Annotated in this window: 17 protein-coding genes and 1 pseudogene; 7 read left to right on the top strand and 11 right to left on the bottom strand. The window is 63.6% G+C overall.

The features are described from left to right. Nucleotides 1-77: 77 nt before the first annotated feature. Complete coding sequence (fdxA, locus tag ACYRGX_RS08520; RefSeq protein ID WP_473056136.1) at nt 78-401, top strand: ferredoxin FdxA; 324 nt, start codon at nt 78-80, stop codon at nt 399-401. A 368-nt stretch (nt 402-769) separates the two neighbouring features. Here fdxA and rpoS read toward each other — a convergent pair whose 3' ends face one another. The 7 genes from rpoS to ispF all read right to left on the bottom strand — a co-directional run bounded on the left by rpoS (nt 770) and on the right by ispF (nt 6,580). Beyond that, entirely contained in the window at nt 770-1,765 is a 996-nt protein-coding gene (gene rpoS, locus ACYRGX_RS08515) for an RNA polymerase sigma factor RpoS (protein ID WP_473056135.1), read from the bottom strand. A gap of 98 nt (nt 1,766-1,863) precedes the next feature. After that, nucleotides 1,864-2,694 (bottom strand): peptidoglycan DD-metalloendopeptidase family protein, encoded by an 831-nt coding sequence (locus tag ACYRGX_RS08510; protein WP_473056134.1) that lies wholly within the window; start codon nt 2,692-2,694, stop codon nt 1,864-1,866. After that, a complete protein-coding gene (locus ACYRGX_RS08505) occupies nt 2,691-3,626 on the bottom strand; it encodes a polyprenyl-phosphate transporter (protein ID WP_473056133.1) in 936 nt (311 codons plus the stop codon). Before ACYRGX_RS08505 ends, ACYRGX_RS08510 begins: the two co-directional genes overlap by 4 nt. An 18-nt stretch (nt 3,627-3,644) precedes the next feature. After that, entirely contained in the window at nt 3,645-4,280 is a 636-nt protein-coding gene (locus ACYRGX_RS08500) for a protein-L-isoaspartate(D-aspartate) O-methyltransferase (RefSeq protein WP_473056655.1), read from the bottom strand. Between the two features lie 35 nt (nt 4,281-4,315). After that, nucleotides 4,316-5,065 carry a 5'/3'-nucleotidase SurE gene (surE, locus tag ACYRGX_RS08495; protein WP_473056132.1) on the bottom strand — a complete coding sequence of 250 codons (750 nt, stop codon included), beginning with the start codon at nt 5,063-5,065 and terminating at the stop codon, nt 4,316-4,318. Between the two features lie 16 nt (nt 5,066-5,081). After that, nucleotides 5,082-6,110, bottom strand: a complete 1,029-nt coding sequence (gene truD, locus ACYRGX_RS08490; RefSeq protein WP_473056131.1) for a tRNA pseudouridine(13) synthase TruD — start codon at nt 6,108-6,110, stop codon at nt 5,082-5,084. Further along, entirely contained in the window at nt 6,107-6,580 is a 474-nt protein-coding gene (gene ispF, locus ACYRGX_RS08485) for a 2-C-methyl-D-erythritol 2,4-cyclodiphosphate synthase (RefSeq protein ID WP_473056130.1), read from the bottom strand. Before ispF ends, truD begins: the two co-directional genes overlap by 4 nt. A gap of 192 nt (nt 6,581-6,772) precedes the next feature. Here ispF and ACYRGX_RS08480 point away from each other — a divergent pair, with 192 nt between their 5' ends. The 4 genes from ACYRGX_RS08480 (at nt 6,773) to ACYRGX_RS08465 (ending at nt 11,436) form a co-directional block, all read left to right on the top strand. Further along, nucleotides 6,773-7,303: a Dps family protein gene (locus tag ACYRGX_RS08480; protein WP_473056129.1), complete on the top strand. Its 531-nt coding sequence runs from the start codon at nt 6,773-6,775 to the stop codon at nt 7,301-7,303. A gap of 155 nt (nt 7,304-7,458) precedes the next feature. After that, nucleotides 7,459-7,983, top strand: a complete 525-nt coding sequence (locus ACYRGX_RS08475; RefSeq protein ID WP_473056128.1) for a sigma-70 family RNA polymerase sigma factor — start codon at nt 7,459-7,461, stop codon at nt 7,981-7,983. Next, nucleotides 7,980-8,933, top strand: coding sequence for a FecR domain-containing protein (locus ACYRGX_RS08470; RefSeq protein ID WP_473056127.1), 954 nt, complete (start codon nt 7,980-7,982; stop codon nt 8,931-8,933). Before ACYRGX_RS08475 ends, ACYRGX_RS08470 begins: the two co-directional genes overlap by 4 nt. A 109-nt stretch (nt 8,934-9,042) precedes the next feature. Beyond that, on the top strand, nt 9,043-11,436 hold the full coding sequence (locus ACYRGX_RS08465; protein ID WP_473056126.1) for a TonB-dependent siderophore receptor: 2,394 nt from the start codon (nt 9,043-9,045) through the stop codon (nt 11,434-11,436). A gap of 48 nt (nt 11,437-11,484) precedes the next feature. Here ACYRGX_RS08465 and fghA read toward each other — a convergent pair whose 3' ends face one another. Together fghA and ACYRGX_RS08455 are read right to left on the bottom strand one after the other, a co-directional pair. Next, nucleotides 11,485-12,333 carry an S-formylglutathione hydrolase gene (fghA, locus tag ACYRGX_RS08460; protein WP_473056125.1) on the bottom strand — a complete coding sequence of 283 codons (849 nt, stop codon included), beginning with the start codon at nt 12,331-12,333 and terminating at the stop codon, nt 11,485-11,487. A gap of 55 nt (nt 12,334-12,388) precedes the next feature. After that, a complete protein-coding gene (locus ACYRGX_RS08455) occupies nt 12,389-13,504 on the bottom strand; it encodes an S-(hydroxymethyl)glutathione dehydrogenase/class III alcohol dehydrogenase (RefSeq protein WP_473056124.1) in 1,116 nt (371 codons plus the stop codon). Between the two features lie 103 nt (nt 13,505-13,607). Between ACYRGX_RS08455 and ACYRGX_RS08450 the strand changes: the two genes are divergently transcribed. Further along, nucleotides 13,608-14,510: a LysR substrate-binding domain-containing protein gene (locus tag ACYRGX_RS08450; protein ID WP_473056123.1), complete on the top strand. Its 903-nt coding sequence runs from the start codon at nt 13,608-13,610 to the stop codon at nt 14,508-14,510. Between the two features lie 86 nt (nt 14,511-14,596). Then, complete coding sequence (locus tag ACYRGX_RS08445; RefSeq protein WP_473056122.1) at nt 14,597-14,908, top strand: HPF/RaiA family ribosome-associated protein; 312 nt, start codon at nt 14,597-14,599, stop codon at nt 14,906-14,908. A gap of 40 nt (nt 14,909-14,948) precedes the next feature. Here the strand turns inward: ACYRGX_RS08445 and ACYRGX_RS08440 are convergent. Together ACYRGX_RS08440 and ACYRGX_RS08435 are read right to left on the bottom strand one after the other, a co-directional pair. Next, nucleotides 14,949-16,112: pseudogene (locus ACYRGX_RS08440) on the bottom strand (IS3 family transposase). Between the two features lie 59 nt (nt 16,113-16,171). Then, nucleotides 16,172-16,432, bottom strand: coding sequence for a helix-turn-helix domain-containing protein (locus tag ACYRGX_RS08435; RefSeq protein WP_473056121.1), 261 nt, complete (start codon nt 16,430-16,432; stop codon nt 16,172-16,174). Between the last annotated feature and the right edge of the window lie 232 nt (nt 16,433-16,664).

The following is a 16,664-nucleotide window of genomic DNA, read 5'->3' as shown; positions in this document are numbered from 1 at the left end:
ACGGGCGATTCGTTCATTCGCGCCACAAAGCCGCAGCAGACGGAATGTGCGAGCCGCCGTCCGAGGAGAGAATCAGAATGACCTTCGTCGTCACCGACAACTGCATCAAATGCAAATACACCGACTGCGTGGAAGTCTGCCCGGTGGACTGCTTCTACGAAGGTCCGAACTTCCTGGTGATCCACCCGGACGAGTGTATCGACTGCGCCCTGTGCGAGCCGGAATGCCCGGCTCAGGCCATCTTCTCCGAAGATGAAGTGCCGGCGAACATGCAGGAGTTCATCGAGTTGAATGCCGAGCTGGCGGAAGTCTGGCCGAACATCACCGAGAAGAAGGATTCGCTGCCCGAAGCCGAAGAGTGGGACGGTCGCAGCGGCAAGATCCAGTATCTGGAACGTTGATTCCCGCGCTGCGCCTTTTCTGGCGCACAAACGAAAAAGGGCGGGGATAACCCCGCCCGTTTCGTTCCTTGTCCCTGATTTCCTGCCATCTTCCTGATGGTCCGGTCCTTCGAACATCCCTTGCCAATATCCTTATCGGCTATGCCAGTTTCCGTTGGCATGGGGCAATCTTATCGCCGCGCCGGACCATAACAAGTAGCCTTTTATCCCTGGCCACTTGCTGCAAGCCATGTCGGCGATTTTATAAACTCCATAAAAATCAAAAAGTTAAATTACAGTCGCACATTAAAAAACGGCCTCGGCGGGCCGTTTTTTAATGGTTTATCCTACAACTTCGTAAGATATCACTTACAAATCCCGACTCCGTTTCAGCAAAACAGGGATTCGCTGGACAGCCCGTTGAGTTCGAGGATCTCGCGCAGACGCTTGAGCGCCTCGACCTGAATCTGCCGCACCCGCTCGCGGGTCAAGCCGATCTCCTGCCCGACTTCCTCCAGCGTGGCACTCTCGTGTCCACGTAGACCGAAGCGTCGCACCACAACCTCCCGCTGCTTCTCGGACAGCTCGCCCAGCCACTGGTCGATGCTCTGCGAAAGATCATCGTCCTGCAGCAGGTCGCAGGGATCTGACGGGCGCTCGTCGGTGAGGACGTCGAGCAGCGTCTTGTCGCTGTCCGGCCCCAGAGAGACGTCGACCGACGTGACCCGCTCGTTGAAGCCGAGCATGCGCTTGACCTCGCCGACGGGTCGCTCGAGCAGGTCGGCGATTTCCTCGGCGGAAGGCTCGTGGTCGAGTTTCTGGGTGAGCTCGCGGGCCGCGCGCAGGTAAAGGTTGAGTTCCTTCACCACATGGATCGGCAGGCGGATGGTGCGCGTCTGATTCATGATCGCGCGCTCGATGGTCTGGCGAATCCACCAGGTCGCGTAGGTGGAGAAGCGGAAGCCACGCTCGGGGTCGAACTTCTCGACCGCGCGAATCAGGCCCAGATTGCCCTCCTCGATGAGGTCGAGCAGGGACAGACCACGATTGATGTACCGCCTCGCGATCTTCACCACCAAGCGCAGGTTGCTCTCGATCATCCGCCGCCGCCCGGCTGGGTCACCACGCTGGGCGAGGCGTGCGAAATGCACCTCCTCGGCCGGCGTCAGCAGCGGCGAGAAGCCGATTTCGTTGAGATAGAGTTGCGTGGCGTCCAGCGCCCGCGTGTAGTCCACGTGTCGATGCTGTCGCCGCGCTTCCGCCTTGGTGGCGCCTGCATCGAATAGCACCCCGGTCCCCCGGGCGTCGTCCGCGTCTAACGGCGACTCCATGAGCAGCACATCGTCTTCCATGTCGATCCCCGGCACTTTTTGGTTGACTACCATTTTTGTTGTCCCTTCGTAAAAGTTAGACAACAGGCGGGGGCTTGGCCGGTGTCCTGGCGGCCCGTACCCGTTCTTCTTCTACCGGAGGATGTGCGCAGTCAACGACTGGGGAGATATTGCAAGGGATCGACAGGCTTGCCCTGGCGACGGATCTCGAAGTGGAGTTTCACCCGGTCCGTGCCCGTGGAGCCCATCTCCGCAATGGTCTGCCCTGCCTTGACCCGCTGACCCTCCTGCACCAGAAGCCTGCGGTTGTGACCGTAGGCACTGACGAAAGTGTCGTTATGTTTGATGATGATGAGTTCGCCATAACCACGCAGGCCACTGCCGGCGTAAACGACCGAACCATCGGATGCAGCGAGGACAGGCTGGCCCATTTCCCCGGCTATATCAATGCCTTTATTCAAACTACCGTTTGAGGAAAAACGACCGATCAGAGCGCCCTGCGTAGGCCATGCCCAGCCGCTCGCCGAACGCGCCACCGGCTGCACCGGAGTACTTGCCGGAGTACTGGGTGGCGGTGCCGCCGCGATGACTTTCGGTGGCGTCGGGACTGCGGCTGGAAGGCTCTGCGCCGCGGGTTCGGTGGCCGTCACCGGTGCTGGCGGAGCGACCGCCACGGTGCTCGCGGCACGACCGCCAAAACGCACCACCTGCCCCGGATAGATGGTGAACGGTTGTGGAATGCCGTTGTGCCGTGCCAGGTCTTTCCAGTCCCAGCCGAAACGAAATGCAATGGAATAGAGTGTGTCACCCCGTTGCACGCGGTAGCTGCCGCTGGTGACCGGATGGCGCGCACTGTGCACCGAGCCGTTGCCTTCGACCACCTGCACCCCGCCACGCGGCGCGCTGCTGCAGCCCGCCAGCACCGCTGCCGCGAGCAGCGCCACGGCGGCGCCACGCCAGCATTCCGGGGCACGGCGAATCATTGCGAAAGCTCCTGGCGGTTGCGCTGGCCCAGCCACTCCAGCACCAGCACCAGCAGCACCGCGAGCAGGGCCAACGCCACGGCGGCGAGCCACTGGGAATCCTGCCCGACCAGTTGCGAATAATCCCAGGGCCACAGGTTGCGCTCGAGCAAGGGCACCTCGCGACCATGGCTATCGGTACGCCAAGTGAGCACGGCCTTCCACGGCCAAACCTTGAACAAGGAGCCGACCATCAGCCCGGTGAGGAACGCCAGCAGGGCGTCTCGCCCGCGGGAGGCGAGCAAGGCGCTCAGCAGACGGGCGAAGCACAGCAGGCCGAACAGGCAGCCGCAGGCGAAGGTCGCCAGCAGCGGCAGGTCGAGCGCATGGATAGCGCCCAGCACGACCGGATAGAGACCGATCAGCAGCAGAATGAAGCTCCCGGAGATACCCGGCAGGATCATGGCGCAGATCGCCAACGCGCCACCGAAGAACAGATTCGGCAAGGAAGCGTCCCATTGCACCGGCGCGGCGACACTCAACCACCAGGCCAGCAGCGCCCCGAGCGCCAGTGCAGGTAGCGTGGCGCCCCGCCAGTGTCCGATCTCCCGGGCCACCAGCCGGCACGAGACCAGAATCAGACCGAAGAAGAACGACCAGATGAGCACCGGATGCTCGGCCAGCAGGTAGCCGATCAGCCCGGCGAAAGCGAACACGCTGGAAAGAATGCCGGCGAACAACACCAGCAGGAAGGTCGCGTCGGCGCGCTGCCAGGCATCGCGCAGCCGGCCACGCAGCAGCAGTGCGAAAGCGGCCGGGAGCGCAGCGATCGCTCCGAGCAAACGTTCATAGATACCGGTGATGAAGGCGATGGTACCGCCGGAAACCCCGGGGACCACGTCGGCGGCCCCCATCGCAAGGCCCTTGGCATACAGCAGTACAGCGTCTTTCATGGATCCTTCCGGTCAGTCTCAGGCCAACGGCCCATTGAGCAGCGGTACGAAACGCACCGTATCCAGCACATGGCGGGCGAAGCCCTGCTCCTCGCGGACCACGAGCATCAACTGTTGCACGTCGCCCTCCCCCACCGGGATCACCAGGCGTCCGCCAGGAGCCAACTGGTCGAGCAGTGCCTGGGGCACCTCGCGGGCGGCAGCAGTGACGATGATGCCGTTGTACGGTGCCAGCGCCGGCCAGCCCTCCCAGCCGTCGCCCCAGCGAAAGACCACGTTGCGCAAGGCGAGTTCGGCCAGGCGCTCCTTGGCGCGTTCCTGCAGCCCCTGGATGCGCTCCACCGAGAACACCCGCTCTACCACTTGCGCCAGCACGGCGGTCTGGTAACCCGAGCCCGTGCCTACCTCGAGGACCTTGTCCAAGGGGCCCGCCGCCAGCAGCAGTTCGGTCATGCGACCGACCATGAACGGCTGCGAGATGGTCTGATTGTGGCCGATCGGCAGCGCGGTATCCTCGTAGGCGCGGTGCGCCAAGGCCTCATCGACGAACAGGTGGCGTGGCGTACGGCGGATCACCTCGAGCACGCGCGGGTTGCTCAAGCCTTCTTCATAAAGACGCTGGATCAAACGGTCACGGGTGCGCTGGGAGGTCATCCCGCGCCCGCCACGCAGTGTCGAGTCGCCCACCGTCACAGCACGTTCTCCAACCAACGTCCCACTTCGCCGAAGGCTTCATGCTGGCTGCGATCGAGTTGCAGCGGGGTGACCGACACGTAGCCGTTCATCACCGCATGGAAATCCGTCCCCGGCCCGCCGTCCTCCGCGTCACCGGAAACGGATATCCAGTAGCCTTCCTTGCCCCGCGGGTTGACCTGTTTGACCGGCGGCTTGGCACGCCCGCGATGCCCCAGGCGGGTCACCTGCAGGCCACGGATGTGCTCCAGCGGCAGGTTGGGGATGTTCACGCTGAGCACCGTGCGAGAAGGCAGCGACAGGCGTGCATGGCTTTCCACCAGCGCCCGGGCGATCTGCGCGGCGGCGGCCAGATTGTCCGGCTGGCGCGACACCAGGGAGAAAGCGAACGCGGGAAGCGCAGCGAAGCGTCCTTCGATGGCGGCGGCGATGGTGCCGGAATACAACACGTCATCGCCGAGGTTGGCGCCCAGGTTGATACCCGAGACGACCATGTCCGGCAGCGGATCGAGGAGACCGTTAAGGCCCAGGTGCACGCAATCGGTCGGCGTGCCGTTGAGGCCGATATAGCCGTTGGGCATGCGTACCGGATGCAGCGGGCGGTCCAGGGTCAGCGCGCTGCTCGCGCCACTCATGTCCTGAATGGGGGCGACCACGCTGCACTCGGCGAAATCCGCCAGCGCACCGTGCAACGCGGCAAGGCCGGGCGCGTACACACCATCGTCGTTGGCGATCAGAATATGCATCGAAAATCCATCTACCCTACGGGCGCAAATCAAGCAGTTCGCGCACCACACTGGTGGCGAAGCAGCCGGCCGGCAGGACGAAGTGCAATTGCAGAATGTCAGGCTCCGGATAATGCCACGCCAGGCGCGCGATGGGGAGGCGCAGGATGCGACGCTCGGCCTTCAGGCCGGCCGTTTCCAACCAGCGCACCAGCGCTCCCTGGCGCTCGCCGAGCGCGGCCTCAAGGCTCGCGCTACGGCCGCCGACGCCCTGCTCGCCCTCACCCCACAGCGGTCCCGTGGGGTGCAGGTCGAGTGCCGCCAGGCGCGGATCGTGGCATTCCGCCTCGCCGGCGGGAAAGAAGCTCTTGCTGTCGGTGAACGCCAGCAGATCGCCCGGTTCGGCGCGATCCCAGCTTCCCTCCGCGACCCTTTGCGCGAGTAGCTGGTTGAACAGCCAGGAGCGCCCCGCCGAGAGCAGCCGGGAACGCAGGTTGCGCGATTCGGGAAGCTCGCCACGGGCGGCGAAGTCCAGGGCGGCATCCACGTTGTGTCCGTCGATGCCGAAGCGCTGCAAGCCGAAATAATTGGGTACGCCGGCCTCGGCCAAGCGCGCCAGGCGTGCCTCCAGCGCCGCATGATCGGCCTGCAGGTGAGTAAGACGCAGGATGAACCCGTTCGCCGCATGCGCGCCGCGTTGCAATTTTCGGGAATGCCGTGTGCGCTCGAGGATGCGCAGGCTGTCGTCTTCCGCAGCCGCGAAGTCGGGGTCGGCCTTGCCCGGCAGATGTAGGCTGAACCATTGGCGGGTAAGCGCCTGGCGATCCTTGAGCCCGGCATAGCTGATCGCCCGCTGTGGCAGCTTCGCAGCGCGCGCCAGGCGTCGGGCCGCCTCTTCGGTATTCAGGCCACGTTTCTCGACCCAGAGCCAGAGATGCTCGCCACTCCCGGAGAGCGGGATGTCCAGCACCTCGTCGACCTGGAAATCCTCGGCCGTCTCCTTGAGCACGGCGACGCCACAAGGCTCTCCATGGGCACGCGGGCCCAGCAACTGCGCTTCATTCATACCGGCAGCAACAGCGCCACGGCGTGGGCCGCGATGCCTTCCTTGCGACCGACGAACCCCAGGGATTCGGTAGTGGTTGCCTTGACGTTGACCGCGTCGAGTTCGACCCGCAGGTCCTCGGCGATGCATGCGCGCATGGCATCGATATGCGGAGCCATCTTCGGCGCCTGGGCGACGAGGGTGGCGTCGACATTGCCGACCCGCCAGCCTTTGCCACTGACCAGGCCCAGCACATGACGCAGCAACGCGCGGCTGTCAGCGCCCTTGAAGCTCGGATCGTTGTCCGGAAAGTGCTTGCCGATGTCACCCAGCGCCGCGGCACCGAGCAACGCGTCGGACAGTGCGTGCAGCAACACGTCGCCATCGGAATGGGCGATCAACCCGTGGGAGTGGGAAATGCGCACGCCGCCGAGAACGATCGAATCGCCCTCGCCGAAGCGATGCACGTCGTAGCCATGACCGATACGCATGCGGGAACAACGCCTTGAGGAAGTCGCCCGGGATTCTACCCGAAGGCCGCGACCGAGCGGGCACCCATGGCGGCAAGCCGAACACACTCGAGCGACCGTCCCCCGATGAAAATGAAAAAACAGGGAATGTTTGACGGCGCTTGGCAGTCGATAAGAGTAACCGCATTTGTTCCCAACCCATGGAGTTGAATCATGGCTGCAGCACCCAAGCCCAAGTCCAGCACCGCCAGCAGCAAGGCCAAGAGCAGTGCCAAGAAAGTGAATACCAGCGTCGAGAGCGGCGTGCGTGACAAGGTCGCCGACGCCCTCAGTAAAGCCGTGGCGGACAGCTACACCCTGTACGTCAAGACCCTCGGCGTGCACTGGAACGTGCAAGGCCCGAACTTCTACGGCCTGCACAAGCTGACCGACGAGCAGTACAACGAGCTGCACCAGGCCGCTGACGAGATCGCCGAGCGCATCCGTGCGCTGGGCAAACTAGCCCCCACCGGCGGCGAGACCTTTCGCAAGCTGACGGTGATCGACAATGAGGCTCCGCACCAATCCACGCCGCAGATGATCGCGCAGCTGGTGCGCGACAACGAAGCCGTGGCGCGACGCATGAGCGAATTCGCCGAAATGGCCGAAGAAGCCGGCGACCTGTTCACCCATGACATGCTGGTGGCGCGTATCGGCGTGCATGAGCAGAACGCGTGGATGCTGCGTTCCAGCCTTAGCGAATAAACGTCCAGGGCATCACTGAAAAGGCGCTGCCGATTATTTCGACAGCGCCTTTTTCGTCTCTCATCGTCCGCACAGGTTGATTTTCGAGCGCTTGCGCGATGCGACCCGCAACCATAAGATGACAATAATTCCCATTAGCATCGAAAGTTCCGTACGTGCACGAGCCCCTCTTCCAGCATCGCGTCGGCCGCCTCTATCAGGACCACCATCGTTGGTTACGGGGATGGCTTGCGAGTCGCTTGAACAATAGTCACCTCGCGGCCGACCTGGCCCAGGACGTGTTCCTGCGCATACTCAGCAAGGACGATGATGCGGGGCGACTGAGCGCCATACGCGAACCACGCAGCTACCTCGCGACCATTGCCCGCCGACTGATGATCGACCATTTCCGCCGCAGTCGCCTGGAGCGGGCCTGGCAACAGGCACTGGCGGAACAGCCGGAAGCCGAAGGCATCAGCGAAGAGAGCCGAGCCATTCTCCTGGAGACGCTCTACGAGCTCGATGCCATGCTCAGCGGCCTGGGCCACGTGGTACGCCAGGCGTTCCTTCTCTCGCAGCTCGAGGGTCTGCCGCAACGCATCATCGCCGAACGCCTGGGCATCGCACCTATCACCGTGCACCGGCATATCGCCAAAGCCGTGCACCAGTGCCTGCTCTACCAGTTGCGGCACGCGCAATGACGGCCCTGAGCCCGCAGCGCCTGGATGCGCTCGAGCAAGCGGCGCATTGGTACAGCGTGCTCAGCGATGACGCCGACGGCGACAGCTACAAGGCCTGGAGCGAGTGGCTGCAGCAGTCTGAGGACCACCGCTGGGCCTGGGAGCACGCCCAGGCGCTGCAGCAACGCATGCAGGGACTGCCCACCGCCGGACGCCGAACCCTGGCGCTCGCTTCGCGCCAGCAGGTACACCGCCGGCAGGTTCTCAAGGGCCTGCTGTTGGCGGCGGGCATCGGCGCACTGGGCTGGGAAGGTGAAAGACGCCTACAACAGAATGGCTGGTTGGCGGACTACCGCAGCGGCGCCCACGAACGCCCGCTCTTTCGGCTCGAGGACGGCAGCCAGTTGCAGCTCAACAGCGACAGCGCCGTGGACATTGCCTTCGGTGAACATCGCCGCCTGCTGCACCTGCGCCGTGGCGAGATTCTCGTCGATACCGGCGAGGCATCACGGCGGCGACCGCTCTACGTCGTCAGTGCGCAGGGACGCATCGAGACACTCGGCGGGCGCTTCTCGGTCTGCCAGCAAGAAGACACCTGTGAGGTGGCCGTCTATGCGCAAGAGGTACGCATCCACCCCAATAATGGCGACAGGCAAACCCTCGGCGCAGGCCAACGCTGCTACATGGACAACCTGGGAGCCAGTCCCCCCCAGGCTCTGCGGATCGGCCAGGATGCCTGGACCCGCGGCCTGCTGGTAGCCAACGACGAGCGCCTGGACGAATTTCTGCAGCGCCTGCAGCAGCATCGCAGTGGCTGGTTGCAATGCGACCCGCGCATCGCCGGGCTACGCATCAGCGGCACCTTCGACCTGGATGACACCGAGCAGGCGCTCCGCGCCCTGGTGAGCAGCCTGCCGGTGGACATCGAGTGGCGTACCCGGCTCTGGGCGCGGGTGATTCCACGCGTCTGAATCGGGCGAATGAAAAAATCCCCCGATAGATGATAAGAATTCTCGATCTCGTTCGACCTGTGAAAGACGGCCTCGCGCCCTCTGCCAACGACGATCAGAGAAACACACCATGCCCCCCATGTTCACACCCCGCCCCCTATCCCGAGAGGCACGCCTGGTCCTGCTCTGCTCGCTGCTCAGCCTGCCATTGGCAGCGCCGTTGCAGGCTGCCGAGCCCGGCACCCAGAGCTATCACCTCGATGCCGGCGACCTGGGACAGACACTGACCCGCTTCGCCGCCGCAGCGGGGGTGGTCTTGTCCTTCGATCCCGCCCTGACCCGCGGCCATCAAAGCGCGGGGCTAGAAGGTCAGTACACGGTCGAACACGGCCTGCAACGCCTGCTCCAAGGCAGTGGCCTGCAGGCCGTAAGGGAAAGCGACGGACGCTACAGCCTGTACCCCATCGCCCACGAAGGCGCTGCCGTCGAGTTGCAATCGGCGACGGTCACCAGCAACCAACTGGGCACGATCAGCGAGCAGAGCGGTTCCTATACCCCTGGCAGCATTGCCACCGCGACGCGCCTGGTACTGACCCCGCGCGAAACTCCGCAATCGATCAGCGTCGTCACCCGCCAACAGATGGACGATTTCGCCCTCGACTCGATCGACGACGTCATGGCGCGCACCCCCGGCATCAGCATCGTCACCTACGACAGCGAACGAAACGTCTACTACGCGCGTGGCTTCTCCATCGACAACTTCCAGTACGATGGCATCCCGATGTCGCGCAACTCGGCCTACTCGGCGGGTAACACGCTCAGTGACATGGCCATCTATGACCGTGTGGAGGTGCTCAAGGGCGCCACCGGCCTGCTCACTGGCAGCGGCGACCCGGGCGCGACCATCAACCTGATCCGCAAGAAGCCCACCTACGATTACCAGGGCCACCTCACACTGGGCGCGGGCCGCTGGGACACCTACCGTAGCGAACTCGACGTTTCCGGCCCGCTGACCGAAAGCGGAAACCTGCGCGGCCGCGCCGTAGCGGCTTACCAGAAGAAGCACAGCGTGCAGGACGGCTACAGCCGCGAGAGCATCGTCTATTACGGCGTACTCGAGGCAGACCTGAGCGATGCGACGGTGCTCACCGTGGGTGCCGACTATCAGGACAACCTGCCGCGAGGCTCGACCTGGGGAGGCAATCCCATCTTCGATGCCAACGGCAACTTCAACGATCGCCCGCGCACCTTCAGCAATGCTACCGACTGGAGCAAATGGGAGCAGTACACGCGCACCCTGTTCGCGACCCTCGAACACCGCTTCGACAACGACTGGCTGGGCAAGCTGCAGTTGAACCACCAGATCAACGGCTACTACGCCACCCTCGGCTCCGCTGCCGCGGGCAACCCCGATCCGGCGACCGGAAGCGGCGTCAGCCTGTGGAGCGGCAAGTACACCGGCGAGACCGTCAGCGACGCCGCCGACGCCTACCTCAGCGGCCCGTTCCAGGCTTTTGGACGCGAGCACGAACTGGTCATCGGCGGCAGCCTCGCGCACCGCGACTGGGATGGCAAAGGCTACTGGAACTACACCTACGACGGCAGCGTGGACGACTACTACGCGTGGGACGGCAACGTCGCCGAGCCCGCTTGGGGCGCGGTATCCGGCGTCAACAAAGAGGTGATCGACGAGCGCGGCCTGTACCTGGCCACGCGCCTGAACCTGGCCGACGACCTCAAGCTGATCCTCGGCAGTCGCGTCTCCGACTACCGCGGAGAGGACACCACCGAACGCGGCGTGCCGGTGCCCTACGCGGGGGTGATCTACGACCTCGACGACACCTTCTCCGTGTATGCCAGCTACACCAGCATCTTCAAGCCGCAGAGCATCCGCAACATGGATGCCAAGACCCTGGCCCCGCTGGAAGGCAACGCCTACGAGGCAGGGCTGAAGGCGGAATTCTTCGACGGCAGGCTGAATGCCAGCCTGGCCTACTTCGAGATAGAGCAGGACAACTACGGCGAGGCGGTCGGTACCGTTCCAGGCACCAGCGAGATCGGTTACCAGGCGTTACAGGGCGTGAAGACCAAGGGCTACGAAGCCGAGATCTCGGGCGAGCTGGCCGACGGCTGGCACCTCCAGGGCGGCTTCAGCCACAAGATCGCACGTCTGCAGGGAGAGAAGATTTCCACCCTCGAACCGGAGAACCAGTTCACCTTGCAGAGCACCTATCGACTGCGTGGCGCCTTCGCGCCCATCACCGTCGGGGGTGGGGCGCGCTGGCAGGATCGGACCTGGGGCTCGGTATGGAACGACCCGTTGAGCCGCTACGAGGATTTCGGCCAGGAGGCCTTCTGGCTGCTCAACGTGATGGCCCGCTACGACATCTCCGACTCGCTGTCGGCCACCCTCACCGTCGACAACCTGCTGGACAAGAAGTACCTGACGCTCATGGACTTCTACAGCACGTACTCATGGGGCGAACCGCGCAACGTCACCCTGACTACCCGCTACACCTTCTGAGAAGGCCCAGGAAAGGGCGATGCGATGCCCTTTCCTGGGAGCTCCGTGCTATCTGAGCAGTGCCTGGGCGTGATGCCGCAGGTGGTCTTCGATGAAGCTCGCGATGAAGTAGTAGCTGTGGTCGTAGCCCGGCTGCAGGCGCAGCGTCAACGCATGACCGGCCGCCGCGGCGGCCGCTTCCAGCGCCTGGGGCTTGAGCTGGTTCTCCAGGAAGTCGTCACGATCGCCCTGGTCGACCAGGATCGGCAGCTTCTCGCCGGCTTCGGCGATCAGTGCGCAGGCATCCCACTCGCGCCAGCGCGCGCGATCCGCGCCCAGGTAGGCGGTGAACGCCTTCTCGCCCCACGGGCAATTCAGCGGATTGACGATCGGCGAGAAGGCCGACAGCGAACGGTAGCGCCCCGGATTCTTCAGCGCGCAGACCAGCGCACCGTGGCCGCCCATGGAGTGGCCGGAGATACCGCGCACGTCGGACACCGGGAAGTTCGCCTCGACCAGGCGTGGCAATTCTTCGGTGACGTAGTCGTACATGCGGTAGTGACGCGCCCACGGCTGCTCGGTGGCATTGACGTAGAAGCCCGCCCCGAGACCCAGGTCGTAGGCACCGCCCGCATCGTCCGGTACGCCTTCACCGCGCGGACTGGTATCCGGCGCGACGATCACCAGACCCAGTTCGGCCGCGATGCGCTGCGCGCCGGCTTTCTGCATGAAGTTCTCGTCGGTGCAGGTCAGCCCCGAGAGCCAGTACAGCACCGGCAGTCGCGCGCCTTCGCGCTCGGCCTGCGGCGGCAGGTAGACGGCGAACACCATGTCGCAGCCCAAGCTGCTGGAACGGTGCCGGTAGCGCTTGTGCCAGCCGCCGAAACTCTTGTTGCTGGAGACGATTTCCAGGGTCATGGCCCCTCCTCGCAGGTGCCGACGGCACGCCCGTGAGCGCACCGCCGGCCGGCGATCAGTAGTGGATGACGGTACGGATGCTCTTGCCTTCGTGCATCAGTTCGAAGGCGTCGTTGATCTCGTCCAGGCCCATGTTGTGGGTAATGAAGGTATCCAGCGGGATCTCGCCCTTCTGCGACTTCTCCACGTAGCCGGCCAGTTGGCTGCGGCCCTTGACGCCCCCGAAGGCGCTGCCACGCCAGACGCGACCGGTAACCAGCTGGAACGGACGGGTGCTGATCTCGGCACCGGCCGGCGCCACGCCGATGATGGTGGATTCGCCCCAGCCCTTGTGGCAGCACTCCAGCGCCGCACGCATCAACTGCACGTTGCCGATGCACTCGAAGCTGTAGTCGACGCCGCCGTCGGTCATCTCGACGATGACTTCCTGGATGGGCTTGCTGTGCTCTTTCGGGTTGACGAAGTCGGTCAGGCCCAGCTCACGCGCCACGGCTTCCTTGGACGGGTTGATGTCGATGCCGATGATGCGCGAGGCCTTGGCCATCTTGGCGCCGATGATCGCCGCCAGGCCGATGCCGCCCAGGCCGAAGATCGCCACGGTGGCGCCCTCTTCCACCTTGGCGGTGTTGAGCACGGCGCCGATGCCGGTGGTCACGCCGCAGCCGAGCAGGCAAACCTTGTCCAGCGGCGCTTCTTTCGGGATCACCGCGACCGAGACTTCCGGCAGCACGGTGTACTCGGAGAAGGTCGAGCAACCCATGTAGTGGTAGATCGGCTCACCGTTGTAGCTGAAGCGGGTGGTGCCGTCGGGCATCAGGCCCTTGCCCTGGGTGGCGCGCACCGAGGAGCACAGGTTGGTCTTGTTCGACTTGCAGAATTTGCACTCGCCGCACTCGGCGGTGTACAGCGGAATCACGTGGTCGCCGACCTTCACCGAGGTCACGCCTTCGCCGATGGCCTCGACGATGCCACCGCCCTCGTGGCCCAGCACGCAGGGGAATACCCCTTCGGAATCCTGGCCGGACAGCGTGTAGGCATCGGTATGGCAGACACCGGTGGCAACGATGCGCACCAGCACCTCACCGGCCTTCGGCGGCTCGACGTCGATTTCGACGATCTTCAGCGGTTCGTTGGGCGCGAAGGCGACGGCGGCGCGGGATTTGATAGTCATGCGGAAAACTCCAGGCAACGGAGGAAAAACACCAGTTTAATTCATCGCTATTAAGGGATAATCCGTCACCATGAAATTCATTATTGCTAAGCAGGGATAATCCATGCATCCAAGCTGGGAAGGACTGGATGAGTTCGTCGCCGTTGCCGAGTGCGCGAGCTTCCTGCGCGCAGCCCAGCGCCTGCGCGTGTCGTCCTCCCACGTCAGCCGCCAGGTCGCTCGCCTGGAGGAGCGCCTGCAGGTACGCCTGCTCTACCGCACCACCCGCCAGGTCTCGCTGACCGAGGCGGGCCAGGCCTTCCTGGCGCGCTGCCAGCACCTGATCGAAGCCCGCGAGGAAGCCTTCGAGGCGATGAACGACCTGCATGGCGCCCCCACCGGGCTGTTGCGCATGACCTGTGCCGCCGCCTATGGCGAGCGCTTCATCGTGCCGCTGGTGAACGCCTTCATGTCGCGCCATTCGCAATTGCGGGTGGACATCGAGCTGACCAACCGCACCCTGGATCTGGTCCACGACGGCTACGACCTGGCCATCCGCCTGGGGCGCCTGAACGACTCACGGCTGGTGGCCACGCGCCTGGCGCCTCGACGCATGTACCTGTGTGCGGCGCCTGCCTACCTGGAACGTTACGGCCGCCCGCACACGCTCTCCGAACTGGCTGGACACAACTGTCTGCTGGGCAGCTCGGACAGTTGGAGCTTCAGCCAGGAGGGTCGCGAGCGCGTCGTACGTCCCAGTGGCAACTGGCGCTGCAACAGCGGACAGGCGGTGCTCGACGCAGCCCTGCGCGGCTTCGGCCTGTGCCAGCTACCGGACTACTACGTGCAGGCGCCGCTGGCCGACGGCCGCCTGGTCAGTCTGCTGGAGCACAACCAGCCACCGAACACCGCGGTCTGGGCCGTCTACCCTCAGCGCCGGCTACTCTCGGCCAAGGTCAGCCAGTTGATCGAGGCCTTGCGCCAAGGTCTCGCCGAGTGCCCCGAATACACGGGTAACAACCGGTAATTGCTTGGCAGGAACCCGACTGCACGGACCTCGTCACAAGAGGTAAGGGTGATGCTTTTCTCACCCGCCTTCAGAGGAGTCGAAAGATGCATATCGAAGTCAACAGCAACGGCAGCATCCAGATGAACCAGGCCCGCCAGGAGCAGGTACGTGCCACCCTGGAGGCAGAGCTGGAACGCTACGACGACTTTCTCACCCGAATCGAGGTGCATATCAGCGACGAGAACGCCGGCAAGTCCGGCGCCCAGGACAAGCGCTGCCAGATCGAGGCACGCATGAAGCATCACCAGCCGCTATCGGTAACGCACAAAGCGGATGCCCTGAACCTGGCGGTGGATGGCGCCGCGGAGAAGATGGGCCACGCGCTGGACAATCTGATCGGACGGCTGCGGCAGTAGGGCCTTCCGGGAATCGCTGATCCCCCTCTCCCTGTAGTGGTCAACAATTCCCGGACACAGAATTGAGTTGTTCCTCTGCAACCGCAGGCGGCACAAAGCCGTTGTGTTGATGCGGTCTGATCCAGTTGTAGCGCGTGAGGTAACGGCCAATATCCTGCTCAGCCATGGCCTGGTTCAGGTACCCCGTTGCAGGTACCCACTCGGTTTTCAAGCTGCGAAACAGTCGCTCCATCGGTGCGTTGTCGTGGCAGTTTCCGCGGCGACTCATGCTCTGTGTCATGCGATAGCGCCATAGGCGCTGGCGGAAGCTGCGGCTAGCGTATTGGCTACCTTGGTCGCTATGAAACAGCACGCCACTTGGCCGTCCACGCACGGCATAGGCCTTGTCGAGTGCCTTGATCACCAGTTCGGCGTCTGGCTTCTCCGAAAGTGCCCAACCCACGGCTCGGCGGCTGTACAAATCCATCACGACCGCTAGGTAATGCCATCGTCCCTGTGTCCAGATGTAGGTGATATCGCCGCACCAGACGCGGTTGGGCGCTTCAACGGTGAATTGGCGTGCAAGACGATTGGGAATGTCGGGGCGCTCAACGTTGGCGCGATTATAGACGTGAACACCGGGCTGCTTGCTGATCAATCCCAGCGCTTTCATCACGCCTCGAACCTTGAAACGGCCCACTTCCGTGCCTTCGTCCTTCAACATGGCCACGATGCTGCGGCTACCCGCCGAACGACGGCTTTGGCTGAACAGTTCATGGATGCGACTACGCAACTACCTGCCGGACATCGATGTGACGGCGACGGGCCTGGTGGGCGTAATAGCAGGATCGAGGGAGCTCAAACACCGAGCACAGCAGATGTACCGGATAGCGTGCGGCCAGCCGCCGAATCGAACTCAACGTCTGCGCCCGTGTTCCTCGGCCATCAAGAGCGCAGTAGCCTCCTTTAAGATTTTCTTCTCAAGCTCCAGCCGGTTAATCCGCGCCTGGAGCTGCTGAATGGTTTGCTGCTCAGCCGTGAGAGCCTTGGCTGTCGGGGTAATACCGCCACGCTCCTGTTGCAACTGACTCACCCAGCGCCTGAGTGCCGTTTCGCCCACATCAAGCGATCGGGCTGCCTCGGCACAGCTGTAGCCCTGATCGAGTACTAGGCAGGCTGCCTCATGTTTGAACTCGGGGGTGAAGGTACGTCTTGGTCTGCTCATCAAACACCTCTGTCTGGCGATCATCTTCGCCTAAAAAGGTGTCCGGGGTTAGTAGACCACTACACCATCACCTTCTTGGGACCAAAGCTGGGATGCTCTTTCTTGACGGCTACGATCTGCTCAGCCACCTGCGGATTTACCGCATGCGGGCAGCAGTGAGGGGCTTTAGAGCGCTCCATCAGACCCTCGGCTCCCGCCCGCTGATAGCGCTCGATCCATTTGTAGACGGTCTTGCGGCTAAGCCCATAGCCCACGGCGAGCTCACTAATCGAGTACCGGGCGCTTAGCCAGTCGGCAATCAGCTTTACCTTCAAATCCATTACACAAGTCTCTTTCCAGGGCATGGGCAGCACCTCCTGCTCACACCGTAACTTGTGTAACCCATCCTCCCGGTCTCGTTTGTTACCCATGTTGCCGGTTTGGACATCCCCAACCCCTTGTATGTTGTTTTGGCTGTTCCCGCCGCAGCAGACCGTAAGCCCTCTGGTTACAAGACCGTGGGAGAGCGAGGGTCGCTATGGCGGTTTTGATTAGAGAACCCGAACGGTTGCC

Source organism: Pseudomonas sp. R4-15, from assembly GCF_055768815.1.
The sequence above is the reverse complement of the archived record's forward strand: the minus strand, read 5'-3'. Positions and strand labels throughout refer to the sequence as shown.